General features: G+C 69.6%; 13 protein-coding genes. 9 read left to right on the forward strand and 4 right to left on the reverse strand.

Features of this window, described 5'->3' with window-relative positions:
* Positions 1-23: 23 nt before the first annotated feature.
* A complete protein-coding gene (locus tag ACQCSZ_RS02855) occupies positions 24-563 on the forward strand; it encodes a DUF2306 domain-containing protein (RefSeq protein ID WP_427006603.1) in 540 nt (179 codons plus the stop codon).
* A gap of 701 nt (positions 564-1,264) precedes the next feature.
* Here ACQCSZ_RS02855 and ACQCSZ_RS02860 read toward each other — a convergent pair.
* The 3 genes from ACQCSZ_RS02860 to ACQCSZ_RS02870 form a co-directional block, all read right to left on the reverse strand.
* A complete protein-coding gene (locus ACQCSZ_RS02860) occupies positions 1,265-3,049 on the reverse strand; it encodes a formate--tetrahydrofolate ligase (protein WP_427006604.1) in 1,785 nt (594 codons plus the stop codon).
* Positions 3,050-3,114: 65 nt separating this feature from the next.
* The gene (gene mshA / locus ACQCSZ_RS02865; protein ID WP_427006605.1) at positions 3,115-4,380 is read right to left on the reverse strand and encodes a D-inositol-3-phosphate glycosyltransferase; all 1,266 of its coding nucleotides are present in this window, start codon (positions 4,378-4,380) and stop codon (positions 3,115-3,117) included.
* Between the two features lie 143 nt (positions 4,381-4,523).
* Positions 4,524-6,014: a 6-phospho-beta-glucosidase gene (locus ACQCSZ_RS02870; RefSeq protein WP_427006606.1), complete on the reverse strand. Its 1,491-nt coding sequence runs from the start codon at positions 6,012-6,014 to the stop codon at positions 4,524-4,526.
* 129 nt (positions 6,015-6,143) lie between these two features.
* Here ACQCSZ_RS02870 and ACQCSZ_RS02875 point away from each other — a divergent pair, with 129 nt between their 5' ends.
* The 6 genes from ACQCSZ_RS02875 to tsaD all read left to right on the forward strand — a co-directional run bounded on the left by ACQCSZ_RS02875 (position 6,144) and on the right by tsaD (position 11,712).
* Entirely contained in the window at positions 6,144-7,232 is a 1,089-nt protein-coding gene (locus ACQCSZ_RS02875; protein ID WP_427006607.1) for a carbohydrate kinase family protein, read from the forward strand.
* 215 nt (positions 7,233-7,447) lie between these two features.
* Positions 7,448-8,737, forward strand: coding sequence for an alanine racemase (alr, locus tag ACQCSZ_RS02880; RefSeq protein ID WP_427006608.1), 1,290 nt, complete (start codon positions 7,448-7,450; stop codon positions 8,735-8,737).
* Positions 8,734-9,390: a tRNA (adenosine(37)-N6)-threonylcarbamoyltransferase complex ATPase subunit type 1 TsaE gene (gene tsaE, locus ACQCSZ_RS02885; RefSeq protein WP_427006609.1), complete on the forward strand. Its 657-nt coding sequence runs from the start codon at positions 8,734-8,736 to the stop codon at positions 9,388-9,390. The genes alr and tsaE overlap by 4 nt, the downstream gene beginning before the upstream one ends.
* The gene (tsaB, locus tag ACQCSZ_RS02890; RefSeq protein ID WP_427006610.1) at positions 9,390-10,061 is read left to right on the forward strand and encodes a tRNA (adenosine(37)-N6)-threonylcarbamoyltransferase complex dimerization subunit type 1 TsaB; all 672 of its coding nucleotides are present in this window, start codon (positions 9,390-9,392) and stop codon (positions 10,059-10,061) included. The genes tsaE and tsaB overlap by 1 nt, the downstream gene beginning before the upstream one ends.
* A 50-nt stretch (positions 10,062-10,111) precedes the next feature.
* The gene (rimI, locus tag ACQCSZ_RS02895; protein ID WP_427008472.1) at positions 10,112-10,579 is read left to right on the forward strand and encodes a ribosomal protein S18-alanine N-acetyltransferase; all 468 of its coding nucleotides are present in this window, start codon (positions 10,112-10,114) and stop codon (positions 10,577-10,579) included.
* Positions 10,576-11,712, forward strand: coding sequence for a tRNA (adenosine(37)-N6)-threonylcarbamoyltransferase complex transferase subunit TsaD (gene tsaD / locus ACQCSZ_RS02900; protein ID WP_427006611.1), 1,137 nt, complete (start codon positions 10,576-10,578; stop codon positions 11,710-11,712). The genes rimI and tsaD overlap by 4 nt, the downstream gene beginning before the upstream one ends.
* Here the strand turns inward: tsaD and ACQCSZ_RS02905 are convergent.
* Entirely contained in the window at positions 11,693-12,031 is a 339-nt protein-coding gene (locus ACQCSZ_RS02905) for an RNA polymerase sigma factor (protein ID WP_427006612.1), read from the reverse strand. The two genes, tsaD and ACQCSZ_RS02905, sit on opposite strands and share 20 nt — an antisense overlap.
* A 665-nt stretch (positions 12,032-12,696) precedes the next feature.
* On the opposite strand from ACQCSZ_RS02905, the gene exaC reads away from it, so the two are divergent.
* Both exaC and ACQCSZ_RS02915 read left to right on the forward strand, forming a co-directional pair.
* On the forward strand, positions 12,697-14,220 hold the full coding sequence (exaC, locus tag ACQCSZ_RS02910) for an acetaldehyde dehydrogenase ExaC (protein WP_427006613.1): 1,524 nt from the start codon (positions 12,697-12,699) through the stop codon (positions 14,218-14,220).
* Positions 14,221-14,286: 66 nt separating this feature from the next.
* Complete coding sequence (locus tag ACQCSZ_RS02915; protein ID WP_427006614.1) at positions 14,287-14,874, forward strand: adenylate kinase; 588 nt, start codon at positions 14,287-14,289, stop codon at positions 14,872-14,874.
* The last annotated feature ends 248 nt before the right edge of the window (positions 14,875-15,122 follow it).

The raw sequence follows: 15,122 nt of genomic DNA on the forward strand, positions 1-15,122 counted from the left end.
GATAGTGGCTCTATCCTAAAGCCATGGAGCATTGGAATGCACTGCTGGTCAGCCACGTCGTTGCCGCGCTTTTTGTCCTCGCGCTCGCGCCCCTCCAAGTCCTCAGGCGCCGCCGCGACCGGATCCACCGCACAATGGGCCTGCTGTGGGTTGCCGCAATGTACTACGTCTGCGTCAGCAGCTTCTGGATCGTGAGCGAAGGGCACTTCACCTGGCTGCACGGACTTTCCGCGTTCACTCTTCTGACCGTTACCCTGGGGCTGGTCGCTGCCATCCGGGCCGACATCCGGTCCCATCGGGGAAACATGATCGGCAGCTACATCGGCATTGCCGTGGCGTTCGCCTTCGCAGCAGGGATGCCAGGACGGGCGATTCCCCGGCTCCTTGCGGAGGACGCGCCCACCGCAGTGTATGTTGCGGGGCTTGTGGCGCTCGGCGTCGCCGTGATTTTCTTCTCGCTTAAGCGTGGCGGGACCCCGCGCCCGGCCGGAGCGAAGCGGAATGCCGTCCCCGCCGGCCCGGTTCCACGATCCGAACAGGCCGTCAGGGGCCCCGCCGCGTGAAGCGCGGGGGTGCGCGACGCTCCCGCACGTCTCGCGGGTGAACGGCGGCACCCATTCACCCCGCGTCGACAAAGCCGGATGCCGCCGGATAGTCAAGCCAGGCGGTGCGCAGCATTCGCTTGATCTTCACCACGGCCTGTCCGAATCCGTCGGCCAGATCGTCCTTCTTCACGATGAGTAATGGTCCATCCCGCAGATTCAAAGGCCTTGTCCCGGCGGCGGTCGCTCAGGATCTGATCCTCGAGGAGGTGATGGCCGCCGTCGTACTGGATGGCGAGCCGCCGATAGCGATACCCGAGATCGGCTGTCGGGCTGGCGGGGCTGTCCGGCCGCAAGGGGAGCTGAAGCTGGGGTTCCGGAAGACCTGCGTCTGGCGGATGTGACATGAGAGATCCATGCGCCAGGCGACACGCCGGAAAGCGCGCGCGCCGCTGCCTCAAGATCGAAACTCCGGCGGTACAGCCCGCGGCTGACGTGCTCGACGTCGGCCTGTCTGAGTCTGTTGTCCGGCACCCCCAGCTGCCGTGAGGAAGCGATGGTGAAGGGTGCCGAGTTCAGCGGGTTGGGAAGCGCCGTTCGTTTTTGCATAGTCGCATTCTGGCGGAATCAGGCCAAGGGTGCAGAAGTTATCCACAGGCATGGCAGCCTCTGTAGGAGGTGAGGGAGGGTCGGGGTGGAAGCCGCGGGAGGTGAGGGAGGGTCTAGAAGAGGCCGACGGGATTGCCGTCAGGGTCGACGTCCATCCGCATCGCCGCCGGCACCTTGGGCAGGCCGGGCATCGTCATCACGGCGCCCGTCAGGGCCACGATGAATCCCGCCCCGGTCTTGGGGATGAGGTCCCGGACGTGGACCGTGAAGCCCTTCGGCGCGCCCAGTTTCGTGGCGTCGTCGCTGAATGAATACTGGGTCTTGGCCATGCAGACCGGGAGATGCGACCAGCCGTTCTTCTCGATTTCCGCGAGCCGTTTCAGCGCCGGGACGGAGAAGTCCACGCCGTCCGCGCCGTACACCTCCTGCACGATGGTGCGGATCTTGTCCTCCACAGACAGTTCGAGCGGGTACAGGTGTTTGAAGCTGTGCGGGGCGTCGAGCGCGGCCAGGACCCTGGCCGCCAGTTCGTCCCCGCCGTCCCCGCCACCGCCGCGTCCCCAGACATCGGCCACCGCGGCCGGGACGCCCGCGGCCGCACACCAGTCCAGCAGCCAGTCCAGTTCGGCCCGGCTGTCGGTGCCGAACTTGTTGATCGCGACCACCGGCGTGATGCCGAACTTCTCGACGTTGCGGATGTGGCGCTGGAGATTGGCCACACCGGCGGCCAGCGCCTCCACGTTGGGCTCCCCGAGCCGGTCCATGGCCACGCCGCCGTGCATCTTCAGCGCACGGACCGTTGCGACTAGCACGACGGCGGACGGCGCGACGTCGGCCACCCTCGCCTTGATGTCCATGTACTTTTCGGCGCCGAGGTCCGCGCCGAAGCCGGCCTCGGTCACCACGATGTCCGCCAGGCGCCGGGCCGTCAGCGTGGCGATGAGGGAGTTGCAGCCGTGGGCGATGTTCGCGAAGGGCCCGCCGTGCACCAGGGCGGGGGTGCCGGCGATGCTCTGCACCAGGTTCGGCTTGATCGCATCCCGGAGCAACAGGGTCAGCGCCCCTTGCACGCCCAGGTCCGAGACCGTGACCGGCAGCCGGTCGTACGTGTAGCCGAAGGTGATCCGGCCCAGCCGGCCGCGGAGGTCGGCGAGATCCGTGGCGAGGCAGAACACCGCCATGATCTCGGAGGCGACCGTGATGTCGAAGCCGTCCTGCCGCGGCACGCCCTGCGCCGGGCCGCCCAGCCCGATCACGACCTCCCGGAGCGAGCGGTCATTCATGTCCAGCACCCGCTTGAAGGTCATCCGGCGCGGATCGATGTTCAGCTCATTGCCCTGGAAGATGTGGTTGTCCACGAGGGCCATCAGGGCGTTGTTCGCGGAGGTGACGGCGTGGAAGTCCCCGGTGAAGTGCAGGTTGATCTGGTCCATGGGCAGCACCTGGGAGTAGCCGCCGCCGGTGGCGCCGCCCTTCATGCCGAGGATGGGGCCCAGCGACGGTTCGCGCAGCGCGATCATGACCCGATGCCCCGCGCGGGCCAGGGAATCCGCCAGCCCCACCGTGGTGGTGGACTTGCCTTCCCCCGCGGGCGTGGGCGACATCGCGGACACGAGCACCACCTTGCCGGGGGCGCGGGCAGCACCGGAAGCCGGGACCGTGAGCTGCGCCGGGTCGATCTTGGCCTTGTAGCGGCCGTAGAGCTCCAGGGCTTCGGCGTTGATGCCCGCCGCGGCGGCGATCTCCTCGATCGGGCGCATGGCGGACTGCTGCGCAATCGCCAGGTCACTCGGGACGGCCCCGCCGCCGGCCGTCACCGCGGCCGGGCCTCCGGCAGGCGCGGCGCCCGCGGCCGGGTCTCCCGCAGGCTGGTCTCCGGCAAATGCATCTTCAGACATCGTTGTCCTTCGGCTCGTGGCGTCGGCGGTGTACCGGTCCGGTGCTGCCGGCCAGGGGGTCCGGCTCAGGGCGCGTGGCCCACCGGGATGTGCAGGCTTCCAAAGTGCTGGCTCAGGGCGGTGTGGTAGCTCTCCAGCGTGATGGCGGCGGTGCGTTGCCAGCCGAACCCCTCGGCGTGCACCGAGGCGGCCCGGCCCATATCCTCCCGGGTGGCGGGATCGTCGTAGAGGGCCTCGAGGGCGTCGGCCCAGTGGCCGGGTTTGTGTCCTTCCACCAGCAGCCCGGTCCGGCCGTCGAAGATGGCACGGGAGAGCCCGCCCACCTTGGTGGCGACCACCGGCGTCCCGCACGCCTGCGCCTCCAGGGCCACCAGGCCGAAGGATTCGCTGTAGGAGGGCATCACCACGACGTCGGCCGAGCGGAACCAGCCGGCCAGCTCCGGTGCGCTGACCGGCGGGTGGTGGGTGGCGACGTCGTCCATCCCGGCTGCGCTGATCAGCGACTTGAGGTTGAAGTCCTTCGCGCCGCTGATGGCACCCAGGATGGTCACCTGCAGGTCGATGTCCGGGCGGCGGGAACGCAGCAGTTCGGCCGCCTTGACCAGGATCTGCGGGCCCTTGAGCCGCTGGATCCGGCCGGCGAAGAGCAGATGGAACTTCCCCGGCGGCACGCCGTGCCCGGCCCGTGCCCGGCTCCGGAAGGCGGGCGTGAAGACGGCCAGGTCCACGCCCGGGGGAGCGACGTCGATGTGGTCGATGTCCGCGTTGTAGTGCGAGACCAGCTCGGCGGCTTCGGTCCCCGTATTGGCGACCAGGCGGGTGGCGCCGTCGACGATCCGGTGCTCGCCGTCCTCGCGCCGCCGCGGCTCCGGCTGCTCACCGGACTCCAGCAGCAGGTTCTTGACCTTGGCCATGGTGTGCATGGTGTGCACGAGCGGCAGCCCCCACAGCTGCGAAAGCTCCAGCCCCGCGACCCCGGATACCCAGTAGTGCGAATGGATCAGGTCGTAGCGGCCGTGCGGCTGGAGCTGGCGGATCCGGTCGATCTCGGCCACCATGGTGTGCAGCAGCTCCGGGAGTTCCTCCTTGGGCAGCTTCCGCGGCGGCCCGGCCAGGACATTGTGGACGCACACGCCCGGGGAGGGATGCTCGACGGCGGGCTGCCCGGCGGCGGTGGACCGCGTGAAGATCTCCACCTCGACGCCGGTCTCCGCCAGGGCCGCGGCCAGCGCCCGGATGTACACGTTCATGCCCCCGGCGTCGCCCGAGCCGGGCTGTTCCATCGGGGAGGTGTGCAGGGAGAGGAACGCGACACGGCGGACCAGTGACATTGTTCCCCCTTCCCTGCGTGGACTGCATGTCGATAAAACATTACTCCTGTGCCGGAGGCGGGCACGGCGCCGGCCGGCCGGCGGCTGCACCGAGTGCGACGCGCGGATTCCCTGACGCTACCGGAATGCGAATGCCGGCCGCGTCAGGGAATTGTCGCGTCGGGAACCACTTTGCGCCGCGTGGCCCCGTCGGCGCACCGTTCCGTGGGCACTCCGCGGACGCCCCAGAGCGCCCCGAGCTCCGGGAACGCGGCCTCGTAACCGGCGAGGAGCTTTCCGGCCAGAAGCTCCGAATCGACCAGGGGGTGCCGGGCGAAGGCCGAGAGGGCCGCCTCCCGCCGGCCCTGTCCGGCGCCCTGTCCGGCGGCCTCCACCACGAGCCGCTCCACATCCTTGACCCGCCGCATCAGCGCCAGCTGCGCCGGGGCCGGACGGTCCTGCGGCAGCGGCACGACGCCGTCGGGGGTCACCTTGCACGGGACTTCGACGACGGCGTCCGCCGGCAGGCCGGGGACCGCCGGGACTGCGCCGGGACCCGCGCCCGGCACCGTGTTGGCCGTGTTGAGGATCAGCTCGGCCCCGCCGCCGCCGGACAGGGCCCGCATGACCGCCAGCGCGACGCGTTCGTAGCCGCCGCCGGCCAGGTCCGTCTCGTCCCGGCGCTCGCCGGCCGGCCGGGCCTCGGCGAGGTAGCCCTCTTCGCGGGACCTGCGGGCGGACTCCCAGAGCCGGTACGCGTCCGGCCCCGCGGCTGCCAGCCGGGGATAGAGCTCCGACTGCTGCCGGTCGATGGATTCGCCGCGGGTCCGTCCGGAGGCGCGGATGGCGGCCAGGGCGCGGGCGGTGTCGTAGTAGTAATAGAGGTACTCGTTGGGCAGGCAGCCAAGCCTTTTGAGGAACTCCTGGCCGAACAGCCGGCCCTCCTCGAAGCCTGCCAGGGCCGCGCCGTCCGCCAGCAGCTCCGGCAGGACGTCCCGGCCGCCGGACTCCAGCCGGTAAAGCCAGCCCAGATGGTTCAGCCCGTAGTAGCCCACGCCGTCGAGCGTTCCCCCGGGCTTTCCCCCGAGCCTTCCCTGCGGGAGCGCGCCGCCGGCGGCCCGCGCCGCCCGGTGCACCAGGCCGCCGGCGGAATCGCAGATGCCGACCACCTTCGGGCCGAGGACGGGGAGCAGCGCCTCCGTGACGATACCCGCGGGGTTGGTGAAGTTCAGCAGCCATGCCTCCGGGCACCGCCGCCGCATCTGGGCCGCGAGCTCCAGCATGCGGGGGATGGACCGCAGGGCGTAGGAGATCCCGCCGGCCCCGGTGGTCTCCTGGCCCAGGACCCCCAGGTCCAGGGCGATCCGCTCGTCGGCCGTTCGCCCGGCGGTGCCGCCCGGGCGGATCGCGGCAAACACCATGTCCGTGCCGTCGAGCGCCTCGGGCAGGGACGTGGTGGCCCGGACCGCGGGGAAGGAAGCGCTCCCGGGCTGCCCGGCGAGCGAGGCCAGGACCGCGTCGACGGCGGCGAGCCGGCCGGCGTCGACGTCGTACAGCACCAGCTCGCGGACCAGCCCCGCGAAAGGCCCGGAGGAGAGCGCCCGGTAGATCAGCGGGACCCGGAATCCGCCGCCGCCGGCAATCATGAGCCGCATGCGCACAGTCTATTCGCACCTGTTCCTTGCCGCTGCTGTGCTGTCCCGCTGCGGGGCGGCTCCCACGGGCGTCCACCGGCCCCGGGCCGCGCCTTTCCACGGGTAGAAGGACGGCGTAGTGTGCCGTACATGGACCCGACACCGCGGCGCTACGATCCGCTGGCCGCCGTCCGCGGACCGGCGTCGGAGGGCTTCGACCTGCTCCTGAGCGGCACGGTGTTCCAGGACATCATCTTCACCGGGCTGCCGCACGCGCCCCGGGCCGGCACCGAAATCTGGAGCGAGGGGATGGGCAGCTGCCCCGGCGGAGTGGCCAACCAGGCCATCGCCGCGGCCCGGCTCGGGCTGCGGACCGGACTGGCCGCCGCGTTCGGCGACGACGGCTACGGCGACTACAACTGGAAGATCCTGGCCGGGCAGGAACACGTGGACCTGTCCCTGTCCCGGCGGATTCCGGGCTGGCACTCGCCCGTCGCGGTGTCCCTCAGCGTCGAGAAGGACCGCTCCATGGTCACCCACGGCCATCCGGCGCCGGTGACCTCGACCCAGCTGATCGGGTGCCCGCCGCCGGCGCTCGCCGCCGTCGCGGACCTCGGCGAGGAAATGGAACCGTGGGCCCTGGATGCCCGCGCGGCCGGCGTCCGGCTTTTCGGCGACGTCGGCTGGGATCCCACCGGTGCCTGGTCTGCCGCCCGGCTGGAGAACCTGCAGTACTTCCACGCGTTCATGCCCAACCAGCACGAGGCGATGGCCTTTACCGGGCGGGACAACCCCTGGTCGGCGCTGTATTCACTCGCGGACAAGGTGCCGGTGGCCGTCGTGACGCTGGGCCCCCAGGGCGCCATGGCCGTCGATTCCGAAACCGGCGAGGAGGAATGGGTGCCCTCCCTGCCGGTCTCCGCCTACGATCCGACCGGCGCGGGGGACTGCTTCGGCGCGGCCTTCATCGTGGGCTGCCTGGCCGGCTGGCCGCTCGGGGACAGGCTCCGTTTCGCCAACCTGTGCGCCGCCCTGGCCGTGCAGGAAGTCGGCGGCTCGCTCGCGGCGCCGGGCTGGGGCGACATCGCCGACTGGTGGCAGCGGGCCAACGCCCGGAAGGAACGCCAGGGCAGCCAGTGGCTGCGCCGCTACCACTTCCTGGCCGACATCGTCCGGGATGTGCCGCCGGAAGCGCTGCGCCGGGCGACGGCGACCATCGCGCACCTTTCGGACGCCTGAGGGGCCCCGCGCGGCAGGATTCGGCGCGGGATCCGGCGCGCCGGACATGCCCTCCGCCCGGGCCGGCGCATGGACATGATCCCCTTGTGCCCGGTTCCCGGTGCGGGCAATGAGCATGTCCCGCGCGCGGTGCGAAAAATGAGCATGTCCTCCACGCGGTGCTGCCATCCGGGCCGGAATTATCAGGCGCCCACTGCCGCCCCTAGAATCAATACGTGACTTACCCCGCAGCAACAGGTGATATCCAGACCCCTACGGCGGCAGCGCCGGCCCATCCCGAGGAGCGCTCGGCAGTAATCGACCTCGAGGCCATCCGGCACAACGTGCGCCGGCTGGCGGCGGTGGCGTCGCCCGCCCAGGTCATGGCAGTGGTCAAGGCCGACGCGTACGGCCACGGCGCCGTTCCCGTGGCCCGGGCCGCCCTCAGCGCCGGTGCCGGCTGGCTGGGCGTGGCCCACATTTCCGAGGCGCTGGCGCTGCGCGCGGCCGGCATCGAGGCACCCCTGCTGGCCTGGCTGCACACGCCGGAGAGCAACTTCGGCGCCGCCGTGGCCGCCGGCATCGACATCGGCTGCTCGGGCTGGGAACTGGAGCGGATCGTGGCGGCGGCCCGGGAGCAGGAACGGCCTGCCCGCATCCATCTGAAGGCGGACACCGGCCTGGGCCGCAATGGCGCCACCCCGGAGGCGTGGGACGCCCTGGTGGGCGAGGCGGTCGAGTACCAGGACCAGGGACTGCTGCGGGTGGTGGGCATCTTCTCGCACCTGGCCGTCGCCGACGAACCCGAGCGGCCCGAAACCGACGACCAGCTCGCGGCCTTCCGCGAGGTCCTCGCCATCGCCAGGGACGCCGGCGTCGACCCCGAGGTGCGCCACCTCGCCAACACCCCGGCCACCCTGTCCCGCCCCGACACGCACTTCGACCTGGTCCGCGTGGGCCTGGGCATCTACGGGCTGTCCCCCTTCGAAGGGCAAAGCTCCGCCGAGCTGGGACTGCGGCCGGCCATGACGGTCCGCACGCTCGTCTCGCACTGCAAGGACGTGCCTGCCGGCCAGGGCGTCTCCTACGGACTGAACTACCGCACCGGCGGCGCGAGCACCCTGGGGCTGATCCCGCTGGGCTACGCCGACGGGGTTCCGCGCGTGGCCACCGGCGGACCGGTCCGGGTGGAGGGCGTGACCTACCCGGTCGTCGGCCGGATCGCGATGGACCAGATGGTGATCGACCTCGGGCCGCGCAACGTGGCCGCCGGCGGGCCGAGCATCCTCGGAGCCGAGGCCGTGCTGTTCGGCAACGGCGCCGACGGCGGCCCGACGGCGGAGGACTGGGCCCGGGCCGCCGGGACCAACAACTACGAGATCGTGACGCGGATCAGCCCCCGGGTGCCGCGCCGCTACATCAACGAAGAGCCGGCCGCCGGGGCCGATATCACCGCCGGGGCCTCCATCACCGCGGGGGCCGCCATCAACGCCGGGGCCGCCATCACCGATCAGGCCAGGCCGTGAGCGCGGCGGCCTGGGAACGGACGCTCGACGTCCGGACGGCGGACCAGACGCACGCCCTCGCGGCGGCCCTCGGCGCCCAGCTTGCGGCCGGGGACCTCGTGATCCTCACCGGCGAACTCGGGGCGGGGAAAACCACGTTCACCCAGGGGCTCGGCGAAGGGCTGGGCGTGCGCGCCGGCATCATCTCGCCGACCTTCGTCCTGGTCCGCATCCACCCGAACCTGCCGGACGGGCCCCGGCCGGGCGGCCCGGACCTCGTGCACGTGGACGCGTACCGGCTCGAATCCGCCGCCGAAATCGATGACATCGACCTGGAAAACACGATGGACAGCGCCGTCACCGTCGTCGAATGGGGCCGCAACAGGGTCGAACACCTGGGCGACAGCCGGCTGGAGGTGGACCTGTACCGCCCGCTGGGCGGCAGCGGCGGCGGCGGCGGGGCAGGTGCATCCGTGCACGGCCCGGACACGCCGGACCAGCCCGTCGGTGTCCTAGACTTTGACACCGACGACGACGACGAGCCCCGCACCGTGGTGATCCGCGGCTTCGGCCCGCGCTGGGCCGAGCCCCCGGTCCTGCCCGGGGCCCTCCCGGAGACCTCTTCGGCTTCCGTCCCGGAAACCCCTCCCACCATCCCGGAAGGGAACTCCTGATGCTGATCCTCGCCATCGACACCTCGGCCGTGGCCAGCGCCGCACTCGTCTCCGATGACGCCCCGGAGTCCGTGGTGGCCAGCTTCGCCACCGAGGACACCCGCAGCCACGCGGAAGTCCTGGCCCCGGGCATCGAGCAGCTGATGGCCGAGGCAGGCCTGGACGGCGCCGACGTCGACGCCATCGTCACCGGGGTGGGCCCGGGCCCCTTCACGGGCCTGCGTTCGGGCATCGTTACCGCCCGCACGCTCGCCTTCGTCTGGAACAAACCGCTGTACGGCGTCATGAGCCTGGACGCGATCGCCCTCGAAGTCGCCGAGTCCACCGATGCTGCGCCGGAGTTCATCGTCGCCACCGATGCGCGGCGCAAGGAGGTCTACTGGGCCCGGTACACCCTCGCCGACGCCCAGTTGCCGCAGCTGCTGGACGGACCGCACGTCGGATTCGCCGCGGACCTCCCCGACCTCCCGGTCTACGGTGCCGGGGCCGGGATCTACGCCGACATCGTCAAGGCCGTGCCCGAATTCAGCTCCCGGCAGCCGGAGGCGCTCTCGCTGGGCCAGTTCGCCCTCGCGCGGCTCGACGCCGGGGAGGCGCTGTTGGACTCGACCCCGCTGTACCTGCGGGAGTCCGACGCCCAGGTGCCCGGCCCCCGGAAGCGGGCGCTGTGAACCGGCGGGGCGGGGTGTTCACGCTGCCGGGCGGGGCGACGCTGCGCGACATGAACGCCGCCGACATCCCGGCCGTCCACGAACTGGAGCGCAGGCTGTTCCCGGTGGACGCCTGGCCGTTGCAGATGTTCGTCGATGAGCTGGCCCAGCGGGAGACTCGCCGCTACCTCGTCGCCGAACTCGCCGGCGGGATCGTGGGCTACGCCGGGCTGATGTGCATCGAGCCGATCGCGGACGTCCAGACCATCGCCGTCGTGCCGGAGCAGGAAGGCAACGGCATCGGCTCGGCCCTGCTCGCCGAGCTCATCAGGGAAAGCCGGCGGCGCCATGCCGAGGACGTGCTGCTGGAAGTCCGCGCGGACAACCCCCGCGCCCAGCAGCTCTACCGCCGCTTCGGCTTCGAACAGATCCACGTCCGGCCCCGGTACTACCGCGACGGCGTCGACGCCCTGATCATGCGGCTCCGGCTGGATACCGAACCACCCTCCGACCAGCCCCGGGAAGCAGACCGCCCATGAACCGCACCCAGCACAGTGACCGGCCGCTGGTCCTTGGCATCGAATCCTCCTGCGACGAGACCGGCGTCGGGATTGTCCGCGGAACGGCCCTGCTGACCAACACCGTGTCCTCCTCGATGGAGGAACATGTCCGCTTCGGCGGGGTGATCCCGGAGATCGCCTCCCGCGCCCACCTCGACGCCTTCGTGCCCACGCTCCGGCAGGCGCTGGCGGACGCGGACGTCACCTTGGAGGAGGTCGACGCGATCGCCGTCACCTCAGGGCCCGGGCTCGCGGGAGCGCTGATGGTCGGCGTATGCGCTGCCAAGGCGCTCGCCGTCGCCACCGGCAAGCCCCTGTATGCCATCAACCACCTCGTGGCGCACGTCGGCGTCGGCCTGCTCCAGGACGGCGTCCGCGACCCGAACGCCGGTCCCGGCTCACTGCCGGAGAACGGTTTGCCGGAAAACTCCTTGCCGGAAAATTTGGGTGCGCTGCTGGTGTCCGGCGGACACACCGAAATCCTGCGGATCCGGAGCATCACGGACGACGTCGAACTGCTCGGCTCCACGATCGACGACGCGGCCGGCGAGGCCTATGACAAGGTCGCACGGCTGCTGGGCCTGGGCTATCCGGGCGGCCCCGCCATCGACGCTCTGGCGCCCAGCGGCAACGCGAAGGCGATCCGCTTCCCCCGCGGACTCAGCCAGCCTAAGTACATGGGGACAGCGGAGGAACCCGGCCCGCACCGCTACGACTGGTCCTTCAGCGGGCTCAAGACCGCCGTCGCCCGCTGCGTGGAGCAGTTCGAGGCCCGCGGCGAGGAGGTGCCCGTGGCGGACATCGCCGCGGCATTCCAGGAAGCCGTAGTGGACGTGATCACGTCCAAGGCGGTGCTCGCCTGCCGCGAACACGGCATCACCGAGCTCCTGCTGGGCGGGGGAGTCGCCGCCAACTCACGGCTGCGCCAGCTCACCGAGCAGCGCTGTAGTGCGGCCGGGATCCGGCTGACGGTCCCGCCGCTGTCCCTGTGCACCGACAACGGTGCCATGGTGGCCGCGCTCGGCGCCCAGCTGGTGATGGCCGGGGCGGCACCGAGCGGCATCGGCTTTGCGCCCGATTCCTCCATGCCGGTCACCACCGTCTCCGCCTGACGCCGGACGGAGCCAGGAGCCGAACGTGCTGCCCGGATGTCTGTGAGGGTGTCCTTGTGTCAGTAGCGCCGGCCGGCCCCGGAGCGCGGCCGACGTGCCGGATGGCGATGCCGAAGAGCCAGGGCCGGGCATCATCCCGGTCGAGGTCGTAGGTCTCCAGCTGTTCCCAGTCGACCAGAAAGGTTTCGGACGTGACGTCGTCGGCGGCGAAGCCGCCGGCCCGTCTGGCGGCGTATCTGTAGATGACTGAAGCGTGTCTGTAGTACAACTCCCCGAAATCTGCGGGACTGTCCCTGGACCGCCTGATGTCTGTGCTCACACTAGGTATTGCCCGTTCCCCGCAAAAGAGTTCACGGAGACTTCCGCAATTGCGCTAGTGGTCCCTCAACGGGGGAAATACCCAAGCATATACGGGTCGGAGGCGGCAGGGCCCTCGACGCTACCGAACGTTCGCACGTGAGTGCGCGTGCACCGCGGCTCGCGCGGAGGCCAGGACGCTAGTGGAGGTGGCCCGGAATCTCGGCATGGAAGCTGTCGAAGATGTTCCTCGACAGGAGCCGCGGGACTGTCGTGGACGGGTAGCACCGGCCACCGCTCCCGGGAGGTCTTCCGGTGGTTCGGCGGTTGTTAGGCGCAGAATCGACCACTGAGGTCTGGACCGAGGATGGCATCGGCTTTCTCATTTAGCGGCGAAGCAATCCGGCTTGATGCCCCGTCCCGTTCGATCCCGCGCCACGTCGCCCAGACCTTGTCCGTCGAGACACCAGGGCAGATTGCATTGGGGCCGACTCCGGTTCCGCGGGGCGCCGCGGAAACCGCCCACTCACAGACCAACAAATGCCTGGCGAGCATATCGATGGGCTGAGGGCTCGGGTTAAGCGGGGGCTGGCCAACAGCTGTCAGGTCCCCTTGCAGCCTGGTCGCAACCTTTGAAGTTCTAGCATGGGGCCAGGACGAAGACGTCTGTTTTCCAGAGGAGTAATCATGACTGTTTATGTACAGCCCGGCCAAGAAGGATCGAAGGTCATCTTCAAGGACCGCTACGAGAACTGGATCGGCGGCGAATGGGTGGCTCCGACAACCGGCCAATACATCGAGAACGTCTCCCCCGTAAACGGCAAGCAGTTCACCGAGGTGGCCCGCGGCGCCGCTGCGGATGTCGAGCTGGCGCTGGATGCCGCCCACAGGGCCGCTCCGGCGTGGGGCAAAGCTTCGGCCACCGAGCGGGCCGCCGTGCTGAACAGGATCGCCGACCGGATCGACGAGAACCTGGAACTGCTGGCCGTGGCCGAAACCTGGGACAACGGCAAGCCGATCCGCGAGACCCTGAATGCGGACATCCCGCTGGCCGCGGACCACTTCCGCTACTTCGCCTCCGCGATCCGTGCCCAGGAGGGCCGGCTGTCCCAGCTCGACGACGACACCACGTCCTACCACTTCCACGAGCCGCTCGGTGTGGTGGGCCAGATCATTCCGTGGAACTTCCCCATCCTGATGGCCGTGTGGAAAATGGCTCCTGCCCTGGCGGCCGGCAACGCCGTGGTCCTCAAGCCGGCTTCTAATACCCCCGCCTCCATCCTTGTCCTGGCTGAACTTATCGCTGACCTGCTCCCGCCGGGCCTGCTGAACATTGTCAATGGCTTCGGCTCGGAGGTGGGCAAGCCGCTGGCCTCCAGCCCGCGGATCCGCAAGATCGCCTTCACCGGCGAAACCTCCACCGGGCGGCTGATCAGCCAGTACGCCAGCCAGAACCTGATCCCGGTCACGCTGGAACTCGGCGGCAAGAGCCCCAACATCTTCTTCAACGATGTTGCCGACTCCAACGACGCCTTCTACGACAAGGCGCTGGAGGGCTTCACGCTTTATGCCTTCAACCAGGGCGAGGTCTGCAGCAGCCCGTCCCGAGCACTGGTCCAGGACGGCATCTACGAATCCTTCATGGCCGACGCGGTGGCCCGGACGCAGAAGATCATCCAGGGCAACCCGCTGGACACCGGAACCCAGATCGGTGCCCAAGCCTCGGTAGGCCAGATGGAGAAAATCCTCTCCTACATCGACATCGGGCTCCAGGAAGGTGGCAAGATCCTCGCCGGCGGTGCACAGACCGAACTCGACGGGGATCTGGCCGGCGGCTTCTACGTCCAGCCGACCATCTTCGAAGGGAACAACAAGATGCGGATCTTCCAGGAGGAGATTTTCGGCCCGGTGGTCTCCGTGGCACGCTTCAGCGACTACAACGACGCCATCGGCATCGCCAACGACACCCTCTACGGGCTCGGTGCCGGGGTCTGGTCCCGCAACGGCAACGTCGCCTACCGGGCGGGCCGGGAAATCCAGGCCGGCCGTGTCTGGGTGAACAACTACCACGCCTACCCGGCCGGGGCTGCGTTCGGCGGCTACAAGTCCTCCGGCATCGGACGTGAAAACCACGCCATGATGCTGGACCACTACCAGCAGACCAAGAACCTCCTGGTCAGCCACTCCGAAAACAAGCTCGGCTTCTTCTAGGCCTGGTCGAGGACCGGCGCAAGCGTTCAACAAACGGCACCACGAAGGGTTATTTGAATGACGAGAATGTTGATAATCGGACCTCCCGGATCCGGCAAGGGAACGCAGGCGGAACGCATTTCGGAGCGCCTCGGCGTCGTTGCGGTCTCCACCGGCGACATCTTCCGCGCCAACGTCAAGGGTGAGACTCCGCTGGGCATAGAAGCCAAGCGGTACATGGATAACGGAGATTTCGTGCCCGACAGCGTCACCAACAAGATGGTCCGAGACCGCCTCAGCGAGGACGACGTCGAAGCGGGCTTCCTGCTCGACGGCTACCCGCGCACCACCGCGCAGGCGGACTACCTCGACGGGATCCTCGCCGACGGCGACCAGGAGCTCGACGTCGTCCTGCAGCTCACGGCCGACGACGAGGAACTCGTCAAGCGCCTGCTGGGCCGTGCGCGGGACACCGGGCGCAGCGATGACAACGAGGCCGTCATCCGCCACCGCCTGGACCTGTACCACACCCAGACGGAAGCCGTGGTGGCCAAGTACGCCGAGCGCGGCATCCTGACCCAGGTTGACGGCATCGGCGGCGTCGACGAGGTCACCGACAGAGTGATGAGCATCCTCGAACACCCTCTCAAGGCCTCGGTCGTAAGCGGACGGTAGTCCTTATTAACTGCCGGCACCATTAACTGCCGGCACGGGTGATCGACCAACGGTGGTCGGGCCTGTCGGATACCGCCTGCGGAATCCGACAGGCCCGACCACCTGCGGCGCTCACGAAGCCCAGATGCGCACTCGGCAATTCGCAGTGTCTCCGGCGTCCAACTGCTGGACCGCGAAGTGCTCGCGGCCGCTTCAACGGGATTGGCCGCAGCCGGTCAGCGGATCAGGTGAGCCTTCCGGAGTCCTCA

This window comes from Pseudarthrobacter sp. H2, assembly GCF_050157045.1.
Lineage (GTDB): Bacteria > Actinomycetota > Actinomycetes > Actinomycetales > Micrococcaceae > Arthrobacter.

What these genes read in the sequence shown, in the direction of transcription:
- ACQCSZ_RS02855 (WP_427006603.1), top strand. Translation starts at nt 24, where the DNA reads ATGGAGCATTGGAATGCACTGCTGGTCAGCCACGTCGTTGCCGCGCTT.
- mshA (WP_427006605.1), bottom strand. Translation starts at nt 4,380, where the DNA reads ATGTCACTGGTCCGCCGTGTCGCGTTCCTCTCCCTGCACACCTCCCCG.
- ACQCSZ_RS02915 (WP_427006614.1), top strand. Translation starts at nt 14,287, where the DNA reads ATGTTGATAATCGGACCTCCCGGATCCGGCAAGGGAACGCAGGCGGAA.
- ACQCSZ_RS02875 (WP_427006607.1), top strand. Translation starts at nt 6,144, where the DNA reads ATGGACCCGACACCGCGGCGCTACGATCCGCTGGCCGCCGTCCGCGGA.
- rimI (WP_427008472.1), top strand. Translation starts at nt 10,112, where the DNA reads ATGAACGCCGCCGACATCCCGGCCGTCCACGAACTGGAGCGCAGGCTG.
- ACQCSZ_RS02870 (WP_427006606.1), bottom strand. Translation starts at nt 6,014, where the DNA reads ATGCGGCTCATGATTGCCGGCGGCGGCGGATTCCGGGTCCCGCTGATC.
- tsaD (WP_427006611.1), top strand. Translation starts at nt 10,576, where the DNA reads ATGAACCGCACCCAGCACAGTGACCGGCCGCTGGTCCTTGGCATCGAA.
- ACQCSZ_RS02860 (WP_427006604.1), bottom strand. Translation starts at nt 3,049, where the DNA reads ATGTCTGAAGATGCATTTGCCGGAGACCAGCCTGCGGGAGACCCGGCC.
- exaC (WP_427006613.1), top strand. Translation starts at nt 12,697, where the DNA reads ATGACTGTTTATGTACAGCCCGGCCAAGAAGGATCGAAGGTCATCTTC.
- tsaB (WP_427006610.1), top strand. Translation starts at nt 9,390, where the DNA reads ATGCTGATCCTCGCCATCGACACCTCGGCCGTGGCCAGCGCCGCACTC.